We start from the raw sequence: 22123 nt of genomic DNA on the forward strand, positions 1-22123 counted from the left end.
TTTTTTGAAGGTCTTCCGTCAAACTGAGAGGGGTGCTGCAGTTTCGGAAGCAGAATTGCAGTCTGACACTATTTTTCGTGTGATCTGATATTTTAATTTCGCACGCTACCAATTTTAAGGAATCTTCGTGGTCGAAGTTGTTGCACCCAAGATCGCAGATATATCAAGCATTAAAGGTGTCAGTGCATTACTTGCATTGCCGATGCTTTGCGTTGCTTATTTTCTCCAGACTGGTGCCGCGATTTCGTGGAGCGACTCAATTTGGTTTGGCCTGGGAGAGGGCCTACCGCCCGAGGCCGAGCTTCGAAGATTGATAGCAATCTTCGTGCTCAAGTCTGTATGGGCATCGTTCTTTGGAGTTGTCGGCTACGCCGTTCTTACCATGGTCCATATCCATGTCGACTTTCCGGTAATACAGCTAACGTCGGTTGTTCTTATTGCATTCGCATTGTTTGGAATATTCTGTTCAGAGCTATTTGATCAATTGAAATTGATTGCGCCGTTTTGGTTTTACGGTCTTGTTGTTTGGGGTGTTTTTCTTTCAAGTATGAAGGAACAGCTTAATGCTGAGCGCCGCAGGATCGAAGAGGGAAAAAATAGATAGTGAGGGTATTCGGCAAAAATCTCATTAAGTATTAGTAAAGGAGTCAGGCCGCAATTTAGCTAGCCAAATTGTAGTCTGACACCTTGTATCTTGGGGTGGGAGGAGGGGGCGGGCCCTCTGCCGATGTTGAATGGCCTGTCAAGGCAGCGGGCGCTGCGCAATAGTGGCCCGGCCGGAAATTGTGTGGGCCTACTGCTATTGAGCCAACGCCGATTGTTCGCACAGTTGTGAGCTCAATTGCTGCTCGTTGCGCCTGCTGGAAGTGGAGATGATGGGGCGGCATTCGCCTCCAGAAAGGTGAGGAGACGCTTGTACAAGCTCCGGCCTTCGCGGAATAGCCGTTCCCGGCTACCTGTGAGCGTCGCGCCGCCGACAACCATGCTCATCGCTGCAGTCCCTATCACGTGCGCAATGTGTACGAGAGAATTTTTGGAAGGTGGGTAAATCGCGGTGAACTCCAGTTCTTCGCCTCCCTCGTTGGGGGTTGATCGCGTATGGCGTGCAACGGCGAGCCGGTTTGGATGTGCGCCGCGAGCGATCAAATCTTCGTAGGAGGCCTTCAACTCGCGGTGCTCTTCAATCCCTTCTTTCTCAAGAAGCCTGAACGCCTCTGACGCGTGGACCTTTTTTTTGAAATCTCTCGGCGGATTTGTCCAGCGGTCGAAATGCTCATCGCCCCTGGAGACCACATATCCGAACAGCGCGGCTTCGAGCGCCGCACGTGTCGTCGCGTGGACCGCTGCCGTGTGGCCGCTAAAAGCTAGGTGGAACGCGCACATAAAGGTCGTAGTCGAAACTTGAATTAGTAGCTGCGGTGCGGGATTCCCATCAATATCAAGTGCAAGGACGGGAACCATAGTCTCGCAGTATTGCTCTGCCATTTTGAATAGTTCTTGCATTTGGGGATGCTGAAGATGTTCCTGAAATGAAGCATTAGAGGTACTTATGAACCGCCGAAGCTCGGACACGGAATTTTCCTGATTAACGGTGGAAGGTACGGATTATTGCGCATGGCAAAGCTCACGGGCGCGCACAAGCGCTACATTATCCAGGCCCTGGCCTGCTGGGATACCCCCAAGTCAGGTCGCAGAGACTGTCAAGGACGAATTTGGGCTGGGCCCCGCATGCTGGTCGCGCAATACGACCCGACCAAGGTGGCCGGCCAGAAGCTGGCGAAGAAGTGGGCGGACCTGTTCGAAACCACGCGTAGAAAAGGGTGTCAGACTACAATTCCGCAGTTCCTAGGTGGCGAAATTGCAGTCTGACACCTTTTTACCAAAGCGGCCATCCATCACATCAGATGGCTATTCGCGGCTAGACGATGCCCTTCGACAACTGAGACTGATCCCGTTTATCGCCTATGGCTTGGGATTTGGAAAAAAGTCAAGATACCTCGGGCGGCCAAGGCTGGCCTGATGCAAGATCAGGGTGACGCGGTTCACCCATCGGTCTGCCATACTCCAAGCGCCATTCCTCGAGTTGACCGAGAAGCATGAAAGCAGACTGCTGTCGTCTCTCGTCGCCAAGCGCCATTTTGAACAGCAAGACTCGCAGTTCGTTTGACGTTCGTGCATGTTGTGTGAAGACGTTGGGACTTTGTCCTTCGGGTCGCCGTTCGACGAATGCCGCTTCGAGTTGAACCCAAACGCCCTGCGGTACTGGTGATGGCTTAGCGTCATCAATCAGGTTCAGATTTAGGGCGAAGGCTTCGGGCGTACCGAGCCGGGCCATTACTTGCGAGAGTAGGTGCCGATTGTGTTCCGGTAGGTCCAGGTACATGACCGCAGCGATGTGCCAACTGGCGTAGCTCATGGTGCCGCCATTGCCGAGAGGCCCACGGTCGCCGGCCGCGCGCGCAGCGCGCCCGCGACGCATTCTCTCTACGTCGGAGCGGGTAAGCTTCACCAAGTCTGTCATATCTTCGGATGTTCCGACTTGCGCTATTGATGAGGCCAGGTTCGCTTTCTCCTGGCCGCCGAAATCATCCTGTGCCAGGACGATATCGACGCTACTTTTCAGGTAGGCGCGAATGTCCGCCTTCAGTCCCTCATCGGCGATGCGCAGCGGCTCCACGTCAGGCCTGGCGACTCTGCTTAGAAGGCCGGTTGAAACCTTGATATCGAGCGGATCTCCGCTGGTGATGGAGGATAGAATGCCAGCCACTGCGACGTCGTCGGGAAGGGCGCGGAACACGGCTTCCAGCTGGCGCATTTTCTGCCACTCGAGTTCGTGTCGCACGTTAGGCTCCGCACTCTCCGCACCTCGCAATTCGCGCAGTGTCGCAAACACGCGCGCCGCAAGATTAGCGTCCGCGCGAGTAGCAATGATGGAAACTATGCCTCCGAAATGCTCGTTCTTGAGGTCTTCGGTTTCGATACGTCGTAGGCATTTCTCGACGAGGCCGTCTGGAATGGCGGTTGCAAACGACAACCAATACTCGTGCTCATAGAGGTTGCCTTCGGCAACCCGGTTCGCCACCCACTCACTCACCCAGGCAGGATCGACTCGGCGCAGATATTCGAGCGCCGGCTCGATATGATGCGAGCCCTGATTGCGCACGTCGTCGCCGGACAGCGCCGCCATTGCATCTTTGATGACCTCGTCCAGGCCAGTCTCGCCGATTTCGATAAGCTTGAGCGCGGCTTGTAGGCGCGCGGGATGGTTGCTGGAGATCTCGATGAAATGGCGTATTGTGGCGAGGGTCTTGGGTCTGAGCACCGCTGGAAATTGGTCGGCGTTCCGGCGTGCGACCTCCTCAAATGCTTGTGCATCCATCGAATCGAGGATGGGGACCAGCGCATTGTCAGACCTAGTCCACATGAGGCCGGAGACCGCCGCGTTCTTCACCTCGGTACTGTCGTCCTCCGCTGCGAAGGCCGCGACCTCGCCGTCGGCACGATGATGCAGCAGTTCGGCTACAAAATCCGCACGCGCCTCCTCGCTCCAGCCGTGTACTTGCTCGCGCCAGTTCGGTCCAAGCGACGAGACCTGGATATCCGGCCAGAGCCGGTACGTGCTTAGTCGAGTTTGCCGGTCTTGGCCTGACAGAAGTGGCACGAGGATGTCGCCGAAGTCGGCCGCGCCAGTGGCGAGCATGGCAGCGACGGCATACTGACGAAAACTGCCGTCGCGGATTGCGTAGACCGCGCGGATGCGCTCGCCGACGGTCGTGCGAACTGCACTCCAGACTTCTGTGCCACAAAGCCTTGCGAGCTCGCCGGCGAACACCAGGTCTACGGGTAGCGCCATCGCCACCAGCTTCCCACCGGCGCTGGTATTTCTCCTGTCGGTTTCGCCGTCACCGGTCTGCTCGGCAAACGTCTCGGCGATCATGCGCAGCGGTTCAGCCCATGCTGGATCGTTGACGTAGTCAGCGGTAAAGCGGGTGGTCGCCTCATGGTCGTCATCCTGCAGGTCGAGAAGCTGCGCGCGGACATCGAGTGCCGCGTAGTATTCTTGAAGCTGTTGATGCTCGAACAGAAACGCCGTTTGCGGGTAGTCGACGCGCTCAAGTACGTGGTGCGCCGTCAGCGTCGCGAGGACTGCTGGCGGCCCCACCGGCTCGATCTGCCCACGGCTCAGAAGCTCTCGTGCAACGAGGGCAGAAACGGCACGGGCTTCAGCCTCGGACGACGTTACTGCTCCGCTGCGGGTCATCTGAGTTGCAAGGGCCTTCAGATAATCCGTTTGCCGACCGAAGATTGGTCCTGTCTGCAGGGCGTTTTTGTGTTCATCTCGTTGTTCTTGCAGACGGAGAACCTGGGATAGGACGCCGATTTTCGTGGAAGGGATTGTAGCCTCGGCTTCGAATAGCGAAGCGACTTCCGAGAGGATGAACGGCGTGCGAGTCAGCTCGTCGAGGGACGGGTCGGTATCAATGTGGGTACAGAGGTCAGCGCCTTTCGCGCCAAGACGGGCTGCAAGGTAAGCTGCCCGCTGTTCGCGTCGAAGGCGCAACAACCGCAGACGCAATGCGCCGGGAAGCGGCGGGGTTAAGTGGTGTGTGCGGGTTGCGACGATGATGCCCGCACTCGGGAAATCCCGCTCGATTTCTCGGAGTGCATTGTTCGCCTGCTCGGACTTCGCATCCGGGATCTCATTCCAGCCGTTCAACAAGAACAGGAAAGGTTCGGCCTGCTGCACTCGCGCGAGGTCGGCGGGCGTAACACGCTCGGCCTGAAACGCCGGCATGCCGGTAATGTATTCGAGTATTCCTCTCTGCGATGACGTCCACGCCGGAAGTTCGACGATGAACGGTATGCCGGCGGCCCGTGTACGTTGTGCGAGCTGTATCAGCGTTGTGGTTTTTCCGCGGCCGGCTGGCCCTTCGAGAACAATACGGCCGCTCTGCGACAGCGCTTGATCGATCTGTTCAAGCGACAGAACGTCGGCAGACTCTGCGCCGTCCGGCGCAAGCCGATTCGCCGTGAGTTCAATGAGCGGATGTCCTTTGGTCTTGCCGGCCCAGGTGCGCGCGACAACTTGGACCGCGCGCCTTATTCTGTCGATGAGATCTGCGATCTGCGGTTCAACGTCGAGATCTAGGCGGAGGAAGCTTGCACGAAGCGAGGCGTTCTCTGGCATCATCATCAGCGTGATAATTTCTTCGCGCTCGATAACGTGAAGTTCGACGCCGTAGTCGTTATAAATTGCCTCTTCCCATCGCTTTCGATCGGCGTTGCCAATCTTGGCGGATGTCACGAAGATGAGCGCCCCTAGATCAGGAAAGTGCGCTTTGGCGGTCTCCGTGTCGTCAGAAATCTTCTTTAGCGTTGGTGTGATCGAAGCAGCCAGTCCCTTGCCGATTTTCTCCGGCGTCAGGCTCGCGGGCGCGTAGGCATCAAGGCCAAAATCCTTCTTGCGCTGGCGGGCGATAAGTTCGGGCCACCGCTTCTTGCCTAGTACGACCGCAAGTCCCTGAAAACGCATGCCCTCCTCTTGGGAGGAAAGCTCATTAAGAGCTCTTTCGATGTCGGTTCTCAGAATGGCCATTTGATGGAATTTTGGCAAGCAGTTGGGCTCGGACTGAACCGGCAGAGTTTCCGTTGCTTATGTTAGGTTCTCTCCGTACGGTCGCATAAGGACGCACCGATACATCCGCGAACCAGAACAGAGCTACGAAGAGGGACGGGCTCATTTTGCCAGTATCCGCTTGGGGTCGGAAGCGGTCTGTCGTCATAGATGGCTCCCGGCCAATTGCAGCCACTGGTGGCGAGTTAAGCAGACGTTTAAAAAAACAAGAAGCGGACCAGCTTCTGCGGTCCGCTTGAGTGACAGGTTTGAATACGGCGTCTACGTAGGACTTCTGAACTATTTCCCCAGAAAGTTACGGAAGCTGGCTAGAAATTCTTTCCAGATGCTCTTGTGCCTTCTTGATAATGGCAGGAGCACAAGCCAAACATATGTTCTTGCGGTTTCCTGGCACTTGATCATATGCGAAATGTCTTTCGCCTGCCATGATCTGGTGTTTTGAGCTCGCATCGCAAGTTCGTGTCCCTACTGCTACTTCATAACGGAAGCTTGATACGATATTTCGAGTCGCAGACATGCTCTCTCCAGTTCAGGAATTTTCTAACGTAATGCACTCCGCATTGCTGGCCAAAATATAGCTTTAAGAGCGCGCGAAGCCAATTCATTCACACGCAGGCCCCCCAAAAAGTTGTCAAACTTACTATTCTGGCAGCGAAATTGTAGTCTGACACTGGAGTTTAGGCCCGAACGCTGGAGCCAGCCGCCGCTTCGAAGTACACCTTGCCGGTGCGACGACCGGCTGGCGAGGCCATTTCACGGGTCTCATCGTAGTGGAGGGCCGCGTGCAATTGCTTCGCGAGTTGCTCGTTTAGCCTCGATATCTCTGCGACGTCTGTGATCACCTCGAATACTTCGTCCATTGGCACTCCTCTGCTGCGTTAGTGTGTTGTGCGTCCAGCCACTTGTCAGAGAAAGGTTCAAGCAGCTAAAAAACTCGATGACTTTTCGTTGATGGATGCTCCCAGGCCGCGATTTCGTTGGCACGAGGGGTCCATAATTATTGTTGAAGGATATCGTCATGCAATGCCCTGGACGCGTTCTGGCCGGATAAAATCTCCACCCTATTCATTGACGGGGGTGGTCATGGGATCGATGGTCCATCTTAGTGCCGGATGCATCCATATTGATTGGGGCAAGAATCGCGGGTACACAAACCACGGTGTGCTGTTTCAGAGCGGTGACGAAGCGGTAGGTCCGTATAGATACATCGGCAGCGACAGCGATGAAGAAATCATTGAGGAGAAGCCATGTCTGTGTAGGTCGCTGGGTCGAATTAAACCGCGACTTGAAATTCTCGGATATACCCTCGAAGCCTGTCGCAGCTGGCTGCAAAGCACATTTGGTGAAGACGAAAATACTCGACCAAGCGCGGTTTTCGAGCAGTTAAGTGAGTTTTTGCGATCATTGCCGTGGGAAGTGGATGGCCCCTATTTGGATTTCGATAGTGTCGTCATGGGGACCTTCGGCGTGTCGCTAGACACATATGTCGTGTTGCGGGTGCTGGCGGAGATTCCAGAGTTGGAGAACCTCCCAATACGATGGGAGTACGCGGACATCATCGAAGGCGGCTGGGTTTCTCCCGATGAAATCGTCCCCGGCTGCGGCGCGCAACGGTGCATGATCGTCACGGAAGGCTCTTCGGACGTGCATGTCCTGAAGCGAAGTCTGCAGCATCTATATCCAGATATAGCCGACTTTTTCGATTTCATCGACATGAAGGATGGCAACCCATTCCCCGGTGTTGGAAACCTAGTGACCTTCTGCAAGGGGCTCGCACGCATTGGATACTCGGGGCACATGCTTATCGTGCTCGACAACGATACGGCGGGAAGATGGGCGCTCGAGACCATAGTTTCGTTGGACCTGTCACCGAACGTCAAAGCAACAACACTTCCCGTGTTGTCAGAGTTCAGTCAATTTAGGACCATCGGTCCATCCGGTAATGCTGTCGAAGATATTAACGGCAGGGCTTGTTCAATCGAGTGTTTTCTCGACTTGAGTGTCATCGATTCCGACCCCATCGTGCGATGGAAAAACTACAACGAGAAGCTGAAATCCTACCAAGGTGAGCTGGTGCGAAAGGACGACTATATCCGGGCCTTCCGTGACCAATTCAATCGAATGGACACCTACCAGACCAAAAAGCTCTATGTACTGTGGGAGCACCTCATTGCAGAGAGTGCCATGAACAGAGTGATTTTCCCAACCGAGGAGAATTGGTGATCCGTCGATGGCAATGACGCAGAAGCCCGATGGGGCTAGTCGTCATCTCCATCCCGTACACTACCCCGATCACCAGGGAGCGATATGTCGATTCAAAGATTAGGCCGTTGCAGCATCCTCTTGTTCCTTGCCGCCTTGAGCTCAGGTTGCTCCTTAGGCGGCGAGTGCGGATGGAACCGCAGCAGCTGCATGTATGAAGGCAAGTACGAAGAAGGCGAGGAAGACTACGCGGAAGACGAAGCGAAGCGCTTGAACAAGAACTCATCCGATCGGTTGCGCCGCAGTTCTGGCAATTGATCCACGGACCGAGGCTTTCAGCTCGCGAGGCCTTAGCCAGAGACTTGCCAGTCGCGAAACTGCTTGAACAAGCGAAACCCGACATAGGTTTCACTTCTGAACCAGCGCCGCCGGTAGTAGCAATCCCAGTAGCTGATCATGCGTTGCTGCGCCAGATCCAGAAAGGCCGGATTGCCTCGAAGAACCGTTCCATAGACGTGCTTGTCCAGCAAGGGCAAGCGTGCCTCGACGTCCTGCAGGATTTCAACGACGTATTCGCTGCAGAGCTGCACCATGAACGGTACAACCCAAGGCTCGGATGCCCCGGCCAGTCGCTCAATTTGGCGCTGGCGTACGTGACCGTCATGATGGCGTGTCTGTATGCACGCGTAGATCAGGGCCTGGGGTTCGTCCAGCTTGGAGGACAAGGAGTCGCTGCCCCCATGCTGAACGCGATAGGGCAGCGTCAACGGTCCTGCACGATGACGGACAATCCGCGGCCGCACATGACCGAGGGGCAGATCTCCTCGGCGATATGTGCCACTTCGGCTCGCAGTCGCGCTGGGAAGGCCGCTGTTAGCAGCGTAGTCTGCTCAGGGGCGACCTTGCGCGGGCGAGAGGACATGTCGTGGGGAAGGCTGCTTGAATGGCGTTCACCGTGTCATACGGTGGATCTGGCAGAAGACTACGGCACGCACGGATGCTGACGCTGCGGCATGAAGCACGACAGGCGCTTACGCCGCCGCCTCTGCAGGTTTCGGCACGAAGAACCGATCCTTCAATTCCTGCAACCCAATCCTATCCAGCATTTCCGTCAGCCGCTCAGCCGCCTTCCTGCGCGGCAAATCCTTGTACTGCGCGATGATGAGCTCATTCTTCATCGAATGCTCCCATCCCACCAGCTCGGTCACGCTGACCTGATACCCATGCGCTTCCAGCTGCAAGCACCGCAGCACATTCGTGATCTGGCTCCCAAACTCCCGCGTATGCAGCGGATGCCGCCAAATCTCAGCCAGCGGATCAGCCAGCGCCTTTGCCTTGTTCTTGCGCAGCACCGACGCCACTTCCGCCTGGCAGCAGGGCACGACGACGATGTATTTGGCCTTCTTCTCCAACGCGAAATGAATCGCGTCGTCGGTGGCCGTGTTGCAGGCGTGCAGGGCGGTGACCACATCGATCGTGGCGGGCAACTTGTCCGACGTGATCGAATCAGCCACCGACAGGTTCAGGAACGACATGCCGTCAAACCCCAGCCGCTTGGCCAGTTCTTCCGACGACTTCACCAGCTCTTCGCGGGTTTCTATGCCGTAGATGTGAGAGCCGTTCGCGAGCGCCTCGGGCTGTTCCTTGAAGAACAGGTCGTACAGGATGAAGCCCAGGTACGACTTGCCCGCGCCGTGGTCGGCCAGGGTGACGGCGCCGCGTTGTTGTTGGACGTCTTTGAGCAGAGGTTCGATGAACTGGAACAGGTGGTAGACCTGTTTGAGTTTGCGGCGGCTGTCCTGGTTCATCTTGCCGTCGCGGGTCAGGATGTGCAGGGCCTTGAGCAGTTCGATCGACTGGCCGGGGCGGATGTCGTGGGTTTTGTCGGACATGGGGTAAGGCAATGCGCCCCGCGATGGGCGGGGCGCATAAGTAGGCGGAAAGCGTCAGTTTAACGAAAACGCCGCCGACGCTGGCGAACCGGGAAAACCGGCCCTGGACTGTGCAGTATTTTGCGATCCAGGTTATCTGGCATGCGAGTAACATGCCCGATGCGATTGAGGCATGTCATGCATTTCTGAAAGCGCCTGACCATCAGGGCGGGCGCATGGAGAGTCGTCAAATGTTCAGCCATATCACTGTCGGGACGCGTGATCTTGAACGCGCGGGCCGTTTTTATGACGCGGTGTTGCTTCCGCTTGGACTGAAGCGTCGGGTTGTCACGCCGGATGGCGGGCCCTTGGCGCTTTGCTGGGTGACCGGTCAGGCGCTGCTGCCGCGCTTCTACGTCTACATGCCCTACGATGGCGAGCCGGCGACGGTGGGCAATGGCAGCATGGTGGCTTTTCTGGCGCCTACGCAGGAAGCGGTGAGCTCGGCCCACGCGGGCGGGCTGGCGCAGGGCGGGACGGACGAAGGGGCGCCGGGCGTACGTCCTCATTATGGTGACGGCTACTTCGGCGCGTATCTGCGCGATCCTGACGGCAACAAGGTCCATATCGTTCATCGCGGAGACCTCCCGCTGTAAGGCGGAGGGGCCCGACGTCCCTGGAGAAACGCAAATGCTCGTGAGTCAGCTTGCTCTTGTGTACGGCACTTATCTGATTGCCACGGCCAGCCCCGGACCCAGCAATATGGCGATCATGGCAACGGCGATGCGTGACGGCCGTGTGCCGGCCCTTGCGCTGGCGGCGGGCGTTATTACTGGCTCGTTGTTCTGGGCGACCCTGGCGGCGACAGGCATTTCCGCCGTGCTGGCGGCTTCCGCCCAGGCGCTTCTCATCATAAAGATGGTGGGCGGAGTCTATCTGCTCTATCTGGCGTTCCGCACCGGCAGGTCGGCGCTGAAGCGGGGCTCCGGCTTCGTGAACGTGCAAACAGGTCGTGCGACGCCGCGCTATCGGGCGCTCTACCGCCAGGGTGTGCTCATGCATATCGGCAATCCGAAGGCGGTGCTGGCCTGGATGGCGATCATGTCGCTGGGGCTGGGGGAGAGCGCGTCGGACGGCACCTTGCCCGCGATCATTGGCGGTTGCGCGTTGCTCGGCGTCATGGTGTTCGGCGGCTATGCGATCGCCTTCTCGACCGCGCCAATGATTGCCCTTTACGTCAGGCTGCGGCGTTGGATCGAAGGGACGGTGGCTGTGGTGTTTGGCGTTGCGGGCGTCAAGCTGCTGACTTGGCAACGTTGATATAGCGGCTTGTCATCGCCGACACTGGTCGGCGATGACGTAGCCCAGGCAAAGCGTCCGGCACGCAAGCGGCCGGACGCCGCAGGATCAAGCCTGCGGGAAAACCGGCTCACCCAGGTTCAGCATCAGGCGATTCGCCCAGGCGAAGATCGCATCCGAATGCAGCAGATCCAGGATCTCGCCTTCGTTCAAGCCCGCATCCTTCAGGGCCTGGATGCTGTCGGCGTTCACCGCGGCAGGCGCTTCGGTGATCTGGATCGAGAACTTGCCGATGGCGAGTTCTCGCGCCGTGGTGCCGGCGGTGGCGGGATCCTCGAACACCTGAGCAATGACCTCATTGCGCTTGGCCAGTTGCTCAAAGCGCTGGGCATGCACGGACGCGCAGTACACGCAGCCGTTGATGCGCGACACGTAGGTCGAACCCAGTTCGCGCTCGGCGCGCGACAGGCCGCCCGGTGCGTACATGATGGCGTTGAACGCCGTGGAGCGCTGGCGCAGGATTTCCGGCTGATGCACCAGGAACAGGTAGTAGTCCGAGACCTTGGCCTTGGGGTGGCTTTCTTCCAGGACGGCGACCTGTTCGGGCGTGGCGGTTTCGACGTTGACGACGTCTAGCCAGGCCTTCCATTCCAGCGATTCGTTGGTGAAGCCGTGGGCCTTGATGACGGCGCCCGGCGCGGTGGCGGCGGTGTTGGCGGGGAAGGGCGCGGGCGGGGTGCCTGCGGCGCGCTCGGGCTGGCCTTCCAGGGCCTTCATGGCTTCCAGGCCGGCAACAAGGCGGACCTGGTAGGACAGGAAGGCAACGAGCTGGGACAGCGTGACCACGGCGGGCGTGGAGACGCCGGCGGCGGGCAGAGTCTTGAGAGCGGCTTCGTCGCCCTCGACGGGCTTCTCGATCAGCTTGCGCGTGAATTCCAGGATGGCGGCCAGGCGCGGGGTGGCGGCGTCGGACGGCTTGCCGGATTCGGCGACGGCGATGTCGGCCGGGGTGGCGCCAGCGTCGGCCAGGCGGGCGCGGTAGTGCGCGGCCAGCAGCGGCGACGGGGTGATGCGGGTGGCGTACAGCGCGACCAGCAGGCGCTCGGCCAGGGACAGGCCGGGCAGCGCGGGGTCGAACAGGGCGTCGTAGCTGCCTTGGGTGGCGGCGGCGACTTTCTCGCGGTAGTGGCGCACTTCGTAGGTCTTGACGCCCGGGGCCAGGCCGATCAGGCGGTCGACGAGGTCGTCCGTGACGTTGTAGACGATGGGTTCAGCCATGCGGATCTCCTTGATGCTTTACTTGGCGGCGCGCGCTGCGACAGCGGCGTCGAGGAACTGCTTCACGCCTTCCCAGGATTCCTGGTCGGCGCGGGCGTTGTCCTTGGGGTTGCCGCCGCTGGTGCTGATCTTGCCGGACACGGGGTGGGCATAGACGAGCTGGGTGGTGGGCACGTAGGGGAACAGGATGGAGTGCCCGCCGTTCTCGTAGTCCAGCCACTCGACCGGGTAGGGGTGGTTCACCTGGGCCAGCTTGTCCTGCACCATCTTGGAATAGATGCTGGACGGCCAGGAGCCGTCGTCGGTGCCGGACAGCAGCATGACGGGGCCCTGGATGTCTTCGACCTTGATGCGGGCGCGGGCCACGGCGTCGGGGTCTTGCAGGGCGGTGAGGATGGCCTTCTCGTGGCGGTGCGGCGAGGGGCCTTCGTCGAAGGGCGCCCAGGTGGCGGTGCGATTGTTTTCCCAGACGTGGGGGATGGGCTTGCCGCCCAGTAGCCACGTGGGGCCTTCGCGGCCGATCTTGGGATCGCAGGCGTTCTGGCCGCTGTGGACCACGGCGCCAGGCACGTAGGCGACCACGGCCGAGACTTCCTCGGGGAAGGTGGCTCCTAGCAGCAGTACCAGCTCGCCGCCGCGCGACTGGCCGCTGATGGCGACGAAGTCGTGCTTGGGGCTGACCTTCTTGCGCAGCCAGCGCAGGCCGGTCTGGAAGTATTCCAGCGGGGTGTTGGAGATGTAGTCCGACAGGCCCGGCGCCTTGAAGTAGGCCAGCGCGAAGGCGGCGTAACCGCGCGATGCGTAGAGCGCCGCGCGCGGTTCGTTGATGCCGCCGCCGGAGCCGTTCAGGATCATGACGGCGGGGAACGGGCCGGGGCCGGGCGGCAGGTACAGCGTGCCGACCAGGCCTTCTTCGCGCACGTCCTGTCGGGTGACGCCGTCAGCCGCCAGGCGCTGGGTGAAGCTGGCCTGGGCCTGCGCGCCGGCGGCGCGCGCCACCACGTCGGTGACCAGGGCGTCGGTCACCGGGTGGTTGAAGTGTTCGCGGCTGGACGAGTCCACGGGGGACTGCGACCAGACCAGGCCCATGGGCGCCACGCCGGTGTAATCGCCGGACACGGGCGCGTCACGGCCCAGGTCGACCGTGCCGTCCGCGCCGGCCACGAAGGCGGCCTGGCTTTGCCAGAGCACGCCGTTGCGGCGGGTCAGGGCGGTGATCTCCACCGTCTGGCCGGGCGCGACGTGTTCGACCCGGATCTGGCGCGGCACGTCGATCAGGTCGACGGCCGGGGTGATGGTGAGGGTGGGCGTCATGGCTTACTTGCCCGCGTCCTTGGTGACCATCATGGCGGCGGTGCGGTCGCTGGTCATGGGGGTGACCTTCAGGCCTTTCTTGGTGGCCCAGATGTTCTTGTAGTGGAACAGCGGGATGATGGCCACGTCGTCGGACACGATCTTGACGGAGTCGCGCAGGACGGCTTCACGCTTGGCCACGTCGAATTCCGAGGTGGATTGTTCCAGCGCGGCGTCGACCTTGGGGTTGCTGTAGCGGCCCCAGTTGGACGCGCCCAGGCCCTTCTTGGCGTCGGCGGTGGCCAGGATGTTGACCAGCGCGTAGCTGCCTTCGCCGGTGCCGTTGCCCCAGGCCAGCATGCTGACCGCGAATTCGTTCTTGTTGGCGCGGCCCGAGTACACGGCCCATGGCACGACTTCCACCTGGGTCTTGATGCCGGCGCGGGTCCAGAACTGCGCCACGGCCTGGGCGGTTTCCGGGCCTTGCGGGTAGCGGTCGTTGGGCACGTGCATGGTCAGCTTGAAGCCGTCCGGGTAGCCGGCTTCGGCCAGCAGCTTCTTGGCCTGGGCGACGTCGTTGGGGATGTCCTTGACGTCGGGGTTGTAGCCGATGGTGCCCTTGGGCATCCACTGGTTGGCTTCGGTGGCGGCGCCTTGCAGGATGCGGTCGGCGATGGCCTTGCGGTTGATGGCCAGGTTCAGGGCCTGGCGCACGCGCACGTCCAGCAGCGGGTTCTTGTCCAGCGGTTTGCCGTTGTTGTCGGTGATGTACTGGTTGGGCGCGGGGTTGAAGCTGGGCTGCAGGATCATGACGCGCAGGCCGTCGTAGGGGTAGACCGACACGTTGGGGGCCTTTTGCAGCTTGGCCAGGTCGGATACCGAGACCTTGTCGATCACGTCCACGTCGCCCGCTAGCAGCGCGGCAGTGCGGGCGGCGGCGTTGTTGATGTAGCGGTAGTTGACCTTGTCCCAGATCTGCTTGTCGCCCCAGTAGCCGTCGTTGCGTTCCATGATGACGCGGTCGCCGGGGGTGTAGGACACGAACTTGTAGGGGCCGGTGCCGACCATGGCCTTGCCCGAGTTGTAGTCTTCGGTGGTGGACTTTTCACCGACGTGCTTGCTGACCACGTGCACGGAGGCCAGGTTCAGCGGCAGGTCGGGGTTGGGGGCCTTGGTCTTGATGATCAGGGTCAGCGGATCCTTGGCGGTCATCGTGTCGATGGTGCGCAGGTAGCCGGCATAGGTGGCCACGCTGCCCGGCACGGCGCGCGCGCGGGTGTAGGAGTAGATCAGGTCGTCGGCGGTGAAGGGCGTGCCGTCCTGCCACTTGACGCCTTCGCGCAGCTTGAATTCCCAGGTCTTGTCGTCCAGCGGCTTCCAGCTGACGGCCAGGCCGGGCTGCAGCTTGTTCCACTTGTTCTCGATCAACAGGTCCCAGAAGTGCAGGGCCACCGAGCGGTCGCCGGCGTGGTTGTTCAGCTGCGGGTCCAGGGACGACAGCGGGTCGGCGAAGCCGATGGACAGGTCGTCGGCGGACGCGGCGGCAGAAGCGCCGAGGATGGCGGCGGTCAGGGTGGTGAGAATCAGGCGTTTCATGTTCGGAGTCCTTGGTATAGGGGGAACTAGCGGTTAATCCGGGAGCCGCGGCGCGGCGGCTGGGTTCACGCCATGTCGTTCAGGTGACAGGCGCTCAGGTGGTTGATGGCGATTCCCTTCAGCGTGGGAACCTCGGTCTTGCAGCGCGGCATCGCATGCGGGCAGCGCGGATGGAAATGGCAGCCGCCGGGCGGATTCAGCGGGCTGGGGATCTCGCCCTTGATCGCGGTAAAGATCTTGTGGCGCGACTTCAGGGTGGGGATCTCGGCCAGCAGGGCTTGCGTGTACGGGTGGTTGGGGTGGCGGAACACTTCTTCCACCGTGGCCGTTTCCACCACGCGGCCCAGGTACATGATCACGACGCGGTCGGACAGGTGCTCGACCACGCCCAGGTCATGGCTGATGAAGAGATAGGTCAAGCCCAGGTCTTCGCGCAGGTCCATGAAAAGGTTCAGGATCTGCGCCTGGATCGACACGTCCAGCGCGGCCACGGCTTCGTCGCACACCAGCATGTTCGGCTGCACGGCCAGGGCGCGGGCGATGCCGATGCGCTGGCGCTGGCCGCCGCTGAACTGGTGCGGATAGCGCTGGCGCAGCGCGGGGTCCAGGCCGGCGCGCTCCAGCTGGGCGCTGACGTAGTCGTCGAAGTCGCCGTTGCCGACCAGGCCATGGATGCGGGCCGCTTCGCCCACGATCTCGTCCACGCGCAGGCGCGGGTTGAGGCTGGCGTAGGGGTCCTGGAAAATCATCTGCACTTGCAGGCGCGCGGCATGGGCCTGGGCCGAGTTCATGTCGGCCGGGCGCACGCCGTTGATGCGGATCTCGCCGCCGGAGGGCGTGAGCAGGCCGGCCGCGATGCGGCCCAGCGTGGACTTGCCGCAGCCAGATTCGCCGACCAGGCCGACCACTTCGCCGGGGTTGACGATCAGGTCCACGTTGTCGACCGCGCGGGTCACGGCGGGCGGCTTGGACAGGCCCAGGCGTTGCATGGCGCGCACCGCGGGGCCGGTGGGGCGTTCGCCGAAACGCTTGCTGACTTGGCTGAGATCAATCAGCGGGGTAGGGGCAGTCGTGCTCATGCCATCGCCTCGCTGGTCTGGATCGTGGGGTGGAAGCAGCGCACTTTGTGTTCGGGCAGGGCTTGGGTGATGCCGGGTTGCTGGCCACAGGCGGCGGTGGCGCGCGGGCAGCGCGCCGCGAAGGCACAGCCCGCGGGCAGGTTGAGCAGGTTGGGCGTCATGCCGGGAATCTGGCGCAGGCGCTGGCCGCGCCGGTTGTTGCTGGGCAGGCTGTCGATCAGGCCCACGGTGTAGGGGTGTTGCGGGCGGTCCAGCACGTCGTCGACGGTGCCGTGCTCGACGATGCGGCCGGCGTACATGACGGCCACGTCGTCGGCCAGGCCGGCCACCACGGACAGGTCGTGGGTGATCCAGATCAGGCTGGTGCCGTGCTGCTGCGCGAGCTTCTGCACTTCGGACAGGATTTGCGCCTGGATGGTGACGTCCAGCGCGGTGGTGGGTTCGTCGGCGATGATCAGGTCGGGCCGGTGCAGCATGGCAATCGCGATGGCCACGCGCTGGCGCATGCCGCCGGACAGCTGATGCGGATAGGCCAGCAGCCGCTCTTCGGGGCTGGGAATGCCCATCATGCCCAGGGTGTCGCGCGACAGGGCGCGGGCCTGGGCCACGCTCATCTTGTTGTGGGCGCGCACGGTCTCGATCATTTGCGCGTCGACCCGCAGCACGGGGTTCAGCGTCATCATCGGATCCTGGAAGATCATGGCGATGCGGTTGCCTTGCAGCTTGCGCAGTTCGCGCGGCGCCAGCTTGGTCAGGTCGCGGCCCTGGAACAGCACTTCGCCGCCGACGATGCGGCCGGGGGCGTCGACCAGGCCCATGATGGAGAAGCCCGTGACGGACTTGCCCGAGCCGGACTCGCCGACCAGGCCCAGGATCTTGCCGCGTTCCAAGGTGAAGGAAACGTCGTCCACGGCAGGCAGCACGCCCGCGCGGGTATGGAAGTGGGTGCGCAGGTTGCGCACCTCCAGCGTCGGCGCGCCGGCGTTGTCGCGGTCGGCGCTCATTTGTGGGTCCTCGGGTTCAGCACGTCGCGCAGGCGGTCGCCCACCAGGTTGATCGCCACGATGGTGACCAGCAGCGCGATGCCGGGGTAGAAACTGATCCAGTATTCGCCGGACAGCATGGTCTGGAAGCCGTTGGAGATCAGCAACCCCAGCGACGGTTCGGTCACGGGCACGCCCAGGCCTAGGAAGCTCAGGGTGGCCTCCAGCGTGATGGCGCGCGCGATCTGCAAGGTGCCGATGACGATCAGCGGCGGCAGGCAGTTGGGCAGGATGTGCTTCAACATGATGCGCCAGTTGGGGATGTCCAGGCAGCGGGCCGCTTCCACGTATTCGCGGCGGCGCTCGACCAGGGCCTGGCCGCGCGCGGTGCGGGCGTAGTAGGCCCATTCCAGGATCACCAGCGTCAGCACCACGTTGCCCACGCCCTTGCCCAGATAGGCCAGGATCATCATGGCCACGAGGATGGACGGGAACGACAGGATCAGGTCGACCAGACGCATGATGATCGCGTCGGTCTTGCCGCCGGCGTAGGCGGCCAAGAGACCCAGCAGTGTGCCGATGATGCCGGCGATGACGGCCGAGCCCACGCCCACGATCAGGCTGATGCGCAGGCCGTACAGAATGCCCGAGAGCAGATCGCGGCCCTGGCCGTCGGTGCCCAGCCAATAGTGGAAGGTGTCCAGCCCGTTCATGCTGCCCGGCGGCAGGCGCGCGTCCAGCACGTCGATCTGCAGCAGGTCATACGGGTTCTGCGGCGCGATCCAGGGCGCCAGCACGGCGGCCAGGATCAGCAGGGTGGCGACAGCCAGGCCCAGCACTGCCGTCTTGGACGACATGAACTCGGCCAGGTTGCGCCGCCACGGCGATTCGCGGCGCAGCGCGGGAGTGGGGTTCGTCGATACGGCGCTCATGCCGAGGCCTCCAGCCGCACCCGCGGGTCCAGCACTTTATAAAGAATGTCCACGATCAGGTTCAGGGTCACGAACAGGCACACCACCACGATCAGGTAGGCCACGATGACGGGGCGGTCCAGCGCGTTCAGGCTGTCCAGGATCAGCTTGCCGGCGCCGGGCCAGGCGAAGATGCTTTCCGTGACCACGGCGAAGGCGATGGTGGAGCCCAGCTCCAGGCCCAGCACCGTCACCAGCGGAATCATGGTGTTGCGCAACACGTGCACACAGACCACGCGCATGGGCGACAGGCCCTTGGCGCGCGCGAACTTCACGAAGTCCAGCGGCAGCACGTCGCGCACGCCGGCGCGGGTCAGGCGGATCACCAGGGATATCTTGAACAGCGACAGGTTGAACGCCGGCAGGATCAGGTGGCGCCAGCCGTCTGCCGTCAGCCAGGACCACTGGAAGCCCAGGAACTCCACCGTTTCGCCGCGGCCGCTGGCCGGCAGCCAGCCCAGCGACACGCTGAACGTCATGATCAGCATCAGCGCGATCCAGAACGTCGGCAGCGAAAAGCCGACGATGCTGCCCGCCATGATCATCTTGGAGAACCGGCTGTCCGGATACAGGCCCGCGTACAGGCCCAGCGGCAGGCCCACGGTCACGGCCAGCATCATCGCGGCGATGGCCAGTTCGAAAGTCGCCGGCAGGCGCTGGATCACCAGTTCCACGGCCGGGATGTTGTAGACGAAGCTATTGCCCAGATTGCCATGCAGGGCGCCGTTCAGGAACGCCAGGTATTGTTCCCACAGCGGTTTGTCCAGGCCCAGCTCGGCGATGATGCGGGCGCGGTCCACCTGGTCCACGTCCTGGCCGATCAGGATGTCCACCGGATTGCCGATGGCGTGCAGGCCCACGAAGACGATCAGCGTCATCAACAGGACGACCACCGCGGCTTGCGCCACGCGGCGCAGCAACCAACCTGTCATTGCGCGGTCTCCGATTGCGGGGCTGGCGTCGGGGCTGGTACCCATTCATCGCCGAACACTTCCGGTTCGGAGAACGCTTCCATATTGGCGTAGTGCGTCTCCACGTCCTCGCGGTAGAACAGGCCGGCGATGCCTTGCGCCAGGCGCTTGGCGCCTTCGCTGATGGCCGGAATGTCGCCCGAGATCGTGCCCTGCGTCAGCGCGGCGGGGTAGGAGAAGCAATGCACGCGGTCCAGGCCGGGACAGGCGCCCGGGGTTTTTTCCTGAAGCTCGAACACCGCGCCCAGGTCGGGCGAGTCATGCAATTCCTGGTCTTCCTCGCCGGCGGCCGGCGTATAGCGGTCGCCCCAGGCGCGCACGTGCGGCGCCAGCGCGGCGAATTCCGGACGCACGGTCCAGTCGATGCGGAAGCCCGTGGAGAAGATCAGGAAGTCCAGTACGAACACGCCCTTGGGCGTGGTGACGTGGATTTCATCGCCCACCAATGCCAGGTCCTGCACGCCGGCGCCCAGGTTGAAACGGGCGTTGGGGTGGCGCGACACGCGCTGCGTGCTGCCGCGCGGTGGCGGCACCTGGGCGGCGTTGATGTAGTGGCGGATCTTCCACTTCCATTCGTCGGGTAGGGTCAGGTGGCCGTGGGTCAGACCGGGGTTGCCCGCGCCCTTGCCCTTGTTGATGCGCGGAATGTCGTTGCGGCGGATCAGCAGGTCCACGCTGGCGGCGCCGGCTTCCAGCGCGGTGCCCGCGCTGTCCATGGCCGACGCGCCCGCGCCCACCACGCCGACGCGCTTGCCGGCCAGGGTGTTGTAGTCCATCACGTCGGACGAATGCGCCCAGCGGTCGCGCGGCAACTTCTTCGCAAAATCAGGCACATAGGCGCCGCCCAGGCCGTCGCGGCCGGTGGCCAGCACCACGCGGCGCGCCAACACCGTGCTGCGTCCGGCGGGGGATTCGATGTCCAGCTGCACCAGCTGGTCGGCGCGCGGCAGCACGGCCAGGATGCGGTGCTCGTTCCTCAGGTCCAGGTCCAGCGCGCGGCGGTACCAGCGCAGGTAGTCCATCCATTGCAGGCGCGGAATCTTGTCCAGCGCTTCCCAGGCTTCGGAGCCGAACTGCACCTCGAACCAGGCGCGGAAGGTCAGCGCCGGCAGGCCCAGCGCGGGGCCGGTCAGCTGCTTGGGCGAACGCAGGGTTTCCATGCGGGCGGTGGTGGCCCAGGGGCCTTCATAGCCTTCGGGCGCCTGGTCGAAGATCGGGGCGTTGATGCCCAGGTGCTTGAGCGAGGCGGCCGCGGCCAGGCCGGCCATGCCGCCGCCGATGATGGCCACGTCCAGCACCGGCTGGCCGTCGACGAGGCGGGGCGTGACCCAGTTCTTGGCGGGGATTTCCAGCCAGGACAGGTCTTGCCGCAAGCGCGCTTCCAGCGCGGCTAAACCTTGCGGCGGAGTGGCTAGGGGCTGATTCATATAGCAGGGGATTCCGTAAGAGGGGCGTCGTCGCCATAGATCGACTGCAAGAGCGCCGAATGCTCGGCGGCGTCATGCAGGGCGAAGCCGGGCAGCAGGGCCGCGGCGGCTTGGGCGAGCGCGTCCGCCATGGCCTGGCAGGCCGGCGTCAGCGTTTGCGACTGCGGGGTGATGACCCCGAAGAAAAAGGGAATGTCCAGGTCGATGGGACGGATCGCCACGCCCGGCATGGGAGCGCCGTAGGCGGTGATCGGTTCCAGCACCGACACGCCCAGTCCGGCGCGCACGGCGGCCAGGGCGTTGACGGACGAATTGGTTTCCATGGTGCCCAGCGTCTGGGCGTTCTGCGCCAGCGCGGCGTCCAGACGGCGGCGCAGGCGGTAGGGGTTGGCCATCGTGATCAGGCGGCGTCCGGCCAGTGCGGCGACTGGCACCACGGCTTGTTGCGCCAGCGGATCGTTTTCCGGCAGCGCGACCACACAGGGGGCTTGCCCGATCCAGTGCACCGTCAGGCCGCGATGTTCCAGCGGCAGGCTGGTCGCGCCCAGTTGCGCGGCGCCCGACAGCACGGCGTGCACCACGCGTTCGGGCGAGGCGCTGCGCAATTGAATGCGCGCGGCGCCGACCTGGTCTTCGATGCGCTTGAGCGCTTCGGGAACCAGCCCCGCCGCCAGGGCGGAAGTGGCGGCCATCAGCAGCGGCTGGGCCTGGCCGCGGGCGATCTCGTCGGCGCGGTTGCGGATCTGCCGCAGACTCGCCAGCGCGCGCTCGACGTCGTCATACAGCAGGAAGCCCTGCTCGGTAGGTGTCACGCGCGGGCCGCTGCGCGCAAACAAGGGATAGCCGATCTCGGCTTCCAGTTCCTGCAACAACCGGCTGATCGCCGGCTGCGAGCGTCCGAGCAGCCGGCCGGCAGCGGTGACGCTGCCCGTGGACATGACGGCCGCGAAGGCCTCTAGTTGACGAAGTTCCATCTGTATTGATCTATACCAAGGACGAATTCTTGCCCGGCAAGTATGCGCTTTGCAAATAATTAAAGCGCATAAGTAAATTCCCTGATGGGGTTTTCATCAGGGAATTTCATAACTGGTAGTTATTTCAAGGGCTTAGGGCGCACGGAACTCAGCCGCCAGCTTCTGACTGGCGGAGAGCCTGCGGGCGTGGTCACCTGCGAACGCGGAAGTGACTCGGGAAAATGCTCAGGTCCGGGTGCGCAATGCGTCTGCGACCGAGTCCAAGGCGTACCCGAGGTTTTGCAGGACTTTCGCCGTGGCGGTGCGCGTGAATTCGTCGGACGCGGTCTTCATGAAGGCTGCGATCAATTCCGGATGCTCGCGGGCGTAGCCACCGCCGAAAACCGCGTCGATCTGGGTTTCGGCCGTTCGTAGATAGCTTTCGGTACGGCTCTGGGCCAGGGTGAACAGCGTGTCAAGGTTCGCTTCAATGAATTCGGGCATGAGAGGTCTCCAATGACAGTGGCAGACAACTCCAAGCCTAGCACTCGGCCCCGGCCGCCGC

General features: G+C 62.1%; 20 protein-coding genes. 5 read left to right on the forward strand and 15 right to left on the reverse strand.

The features are described from left to right. The first annotated feature begins 127 nt into the window (after positions 1-127). The gene (locus FOC84_RS26615; RefSeq protein ID WP_173147532.1) at positions 128-604 is read left to right on the forward strand and encodes a hypothetical protein; all 477 of its coding nucleotides are present in this window, start codon (positions 128-130) and stop codon (positions 602-604) included. Between the two features lie 233 nt (positions 605-837). Here FOC84_RS26615 and FOC84_RS26620 read toward each other — a convergent pair whose 3' ends face one another. Further along, positions 838-1503 carry a hypothetical protein gene (locus FOC84_RS26620; protein ID WP_173147534.1) on the reverse strand — a complete coding sequence of 222 codons (666 nt, stop codon included), beginning with the start codon at positions 1501-1503 and terminating at the stop codon, positions 838-840. A 111-nt stretch (positions 1504-1614) separates the two neighbouring features. Here FOC84_RS26620 and FOC84_RS26625 point away from each other — a divergent pair, with 111 nt between their 5' ends. Beyond that, entirely contained in the window at positions 1615-1869 is a 255-nt protein-coding gene (locus FOC84_RS26625) for a DUF2280 domain-containing protein (RefSeq protein WP_173147536.1), read from the forward strand. Between the two features lie 118 nt (positions 1870-1987). Here FOC84_RS26625 and FOC84_RS26630 read toward each other — a convergent pair whose 3' ends face one another. Beyond that, entirely contained in the window at positions 1988-5614 is a 3627-nt protein-coding gene (locus FOC84_RS26630) for an NACHT domain-containing protein (protein ID WP_173147538.1), read from the reverse strand. 698 nt (positions 5615-6312) lie between these two features. Then, complete coding sequence (locus tag FOC84_RS26635; RefSeq protein ID WP_173147540.1) at positions 6313-6495, reverse strand: hypothetical protein; 183 nt, start codon at positions 6493-6495, stop codon at positions 6313-6315. Positions 6496-6658: 163 nt separating this feature from the next. Between FOC84_RS26635 and FOC84_RS26640 the strand changes: the two genes are divergently transcribed. Further along, positions 6659-7858, forward strand: coding sequence for a HEPN/Toprim-associated domain-containing protein (locus FOC84_RS26640; protein WP_173147542.1), 1200 nt, complete (start codon positions 6659-6661; stop codon positions 7856-7858). A 329-nt stretch (positions 7859-8187) separates the two neighbouring features. On the opposite strand, the gene FOC84_RS26645 is transcribed toward FOC84_RS26640, so the two are convergent. Together FOC84_RS26645 and FOC84_RS26650 are read right to left on the reverse strand one after the other, a co-directional pair. Next, the gene (locus FOC84_RS26645; RefSeq protein WP_254241792.1) at positions 8188-8604 is read right to left on the reverse strand and encodes a hypothetical protein; all 417 of its coding nucleotides are present in this window, start codon (positions 8602-8604) and stop codon (positions 8188-8190) included. 264 nt (positions 8605-8868) lie between these two features. Then, on the reverse strand, positions 8869-9729 hold the full coding sequence (locus FOC84_RS26650; protein WP_173147544.1) for a class I SAM-dependent methyltransferase: 861 nt from the start codon (positions 9727-9729) through the stop codon (positions 8869-8871). 230 nt (positions 9730-9959) lie between these two features. On the opposite strand from FOC84_RS26650, the gene FOC84_RS26655 reads away from it, so the two are divergent. Then, on the forward strand, positions 9960-10364 hold the full coding sequence (locus FOC84_RS26655) for a VOC family protein (RefSeq protein ID WP_173150420.1): 405 nt from the start codon (positions 9960-9962) through the stop codon (positions 10362-10364). A 34-nt stretch (positions 10365-10398) separates the two neighbouring features. Continuing rightward, the gene (locus FOC84_RS26660; protein ID WP_173147546.1) at positions 10399-11028 is read left to right on the forward strand and encodes a LysE family translocator; all 630 of its coding nucleotides are present in this window, start codon (positions 10399-10401) and stop codon (positions 11026-11028) included. Positions 11029-11115: 87 nt separating this feature from the next. Here FOC84_RS26660 and FOC84_RS26665 read toward each other — a convergent pair whose 3' ends face one another. From FOC84_RS26665 to FOC84_RS26710, 10 genes are all read right to left on the reverse strand, one after another. After that, positions 11116-12285 carry a CMD domain protein gene (locus FOC84_RS26665; RefSeq protein WP_173147548.1) on the reverse strand — a complete coding sequence of 390 codons (1170 nt, stop codon included), beginning with the start codon at positions 12283-12285 and terminating at the stop codon, positions 11116-11118. 18 nt (positions 12286-12303) lie between these two features. After that, the gene (locus FOC84_RS26670; RefSeq protein ID WP_173147550.1) at positions 12304-13599 is read right to left on the reverse strand and encodes an acyl-CoA thioesterase/bile acid-CoA:amino acid N-acyltransferase family protein; all 1296 of its coding nucleotides are present in this window, start codon (positions 13597-13599) and stop codon (positions 12304-12306) included. Between the two features lie 3 nt (positions 13600-13602). Beyond that, complete coding sequence (locus FOC84_RS26675) at positions 13603-15174, reverse strand: ABC transporter substrate-binding protein (protein ID WP_173147552.1); 1572 nt, start codon at positions 15172-15174, stop codon at positions 13603-13605. Between the two features lie 65 nt (positions 15175-15239). Then, a complete protein-coding gene (locus tag FOC84_RS26680; protein WP_173147554.1) occupies positions 15240-16253 on the reverse strand; it encodes an ABC transporter ATP-binding protein in 1014 nt (337 codons plus the stop codon). Beyond that, positions 16250-17257 (reverse strand): ABC transporter ATP-binding protein, encoded by a 1008-nt coding sequence (locus FOC84_RS26685; RefSeq protein WP_173147556.1) that lies wholly within the window; start codon positions 17255-17257, stop codon positions 16250-16252. The genes FOC84_RS26680 and FOC84_RS26685 overlap by 4 nt, the downstream gene beginning before the upstream one ends. Further along, positions 17254-18168, reverse strand: coding sequence for an ABC transporter permease (locus FOC84_RS26690; RefSeq protein ID WP_173147558.1), 915 nt, complete (start codon positions 18166-18168; stop codon positions 17254-17256). The genes FOC84_RS26685 and FOC84_RS26690 overlap by 4 nt, the downstream gene beginning before the upstream one ends. Beyond that, the gene (locus tag FOC84_RS26695; protein WP_173147563.1) at positions 18165-19139 is read right to left on the reverse strand and encodes an ABC transporter permease; all 975 of its coding nucleotides are present in this window, start codon (positions 19137-19139) and stop codon (positions 18165-18167) included. Before FOC84_RS26695 ends, FOC84_RS26690 begins: the two co-directional genes overlap by 4 nt. Then, complete coding sequence (locus FOC84_RS26700) at positions 19136-20605, reverse strand: flavin-containing monooxygenase (RefSeq protein WP_173147565.1); 1470 nt, start codon at positions 20603-20605, stop codon at positions 19136-19138. The genes FOC84_RS26695 and FOC84_RS26700 overlap by 4 nt, the downstream gene beginning before the upstream one ends. Beyond that, positions 20602-21579 (reverse strand): LysR family transcriptional regulator, encoded by a 978-nt coding sequence (locus FOC84_RS26705; protein ID WP_173147567.1) that lies wholly within the window; start codon positions 21577-21579, stop codon positions 20602-20604. The genes FOC84_RS26700 and FOC84_RS26705 overlap by 4 nt, the downstream gene beginning before the upstream one ends. 225 nt (positions 21580-21804) lie before the next feature. Beyond that, positions 21805-22062, reverse strand: a complete 258-nt coding sequence (locus FOC84_RS26710) for a hypothetical protein (protein WP_173147569.1) — start codon at positions 22060-22062, stop codon at positions 21805-21807. Positions 22063-22123: the final 61 nt, after the last annotated feature.

Origin of the sequence: Achromobacter pestifer (assembly GCF_013267355.1) — a bacterium.
Lineage (GTDB): Bacteria > Pseudomonadota > Gammaproteobacteria > Burkholderiales > Burkholderiaceae_B > Achromobacter > Achromobacter pestifer_A.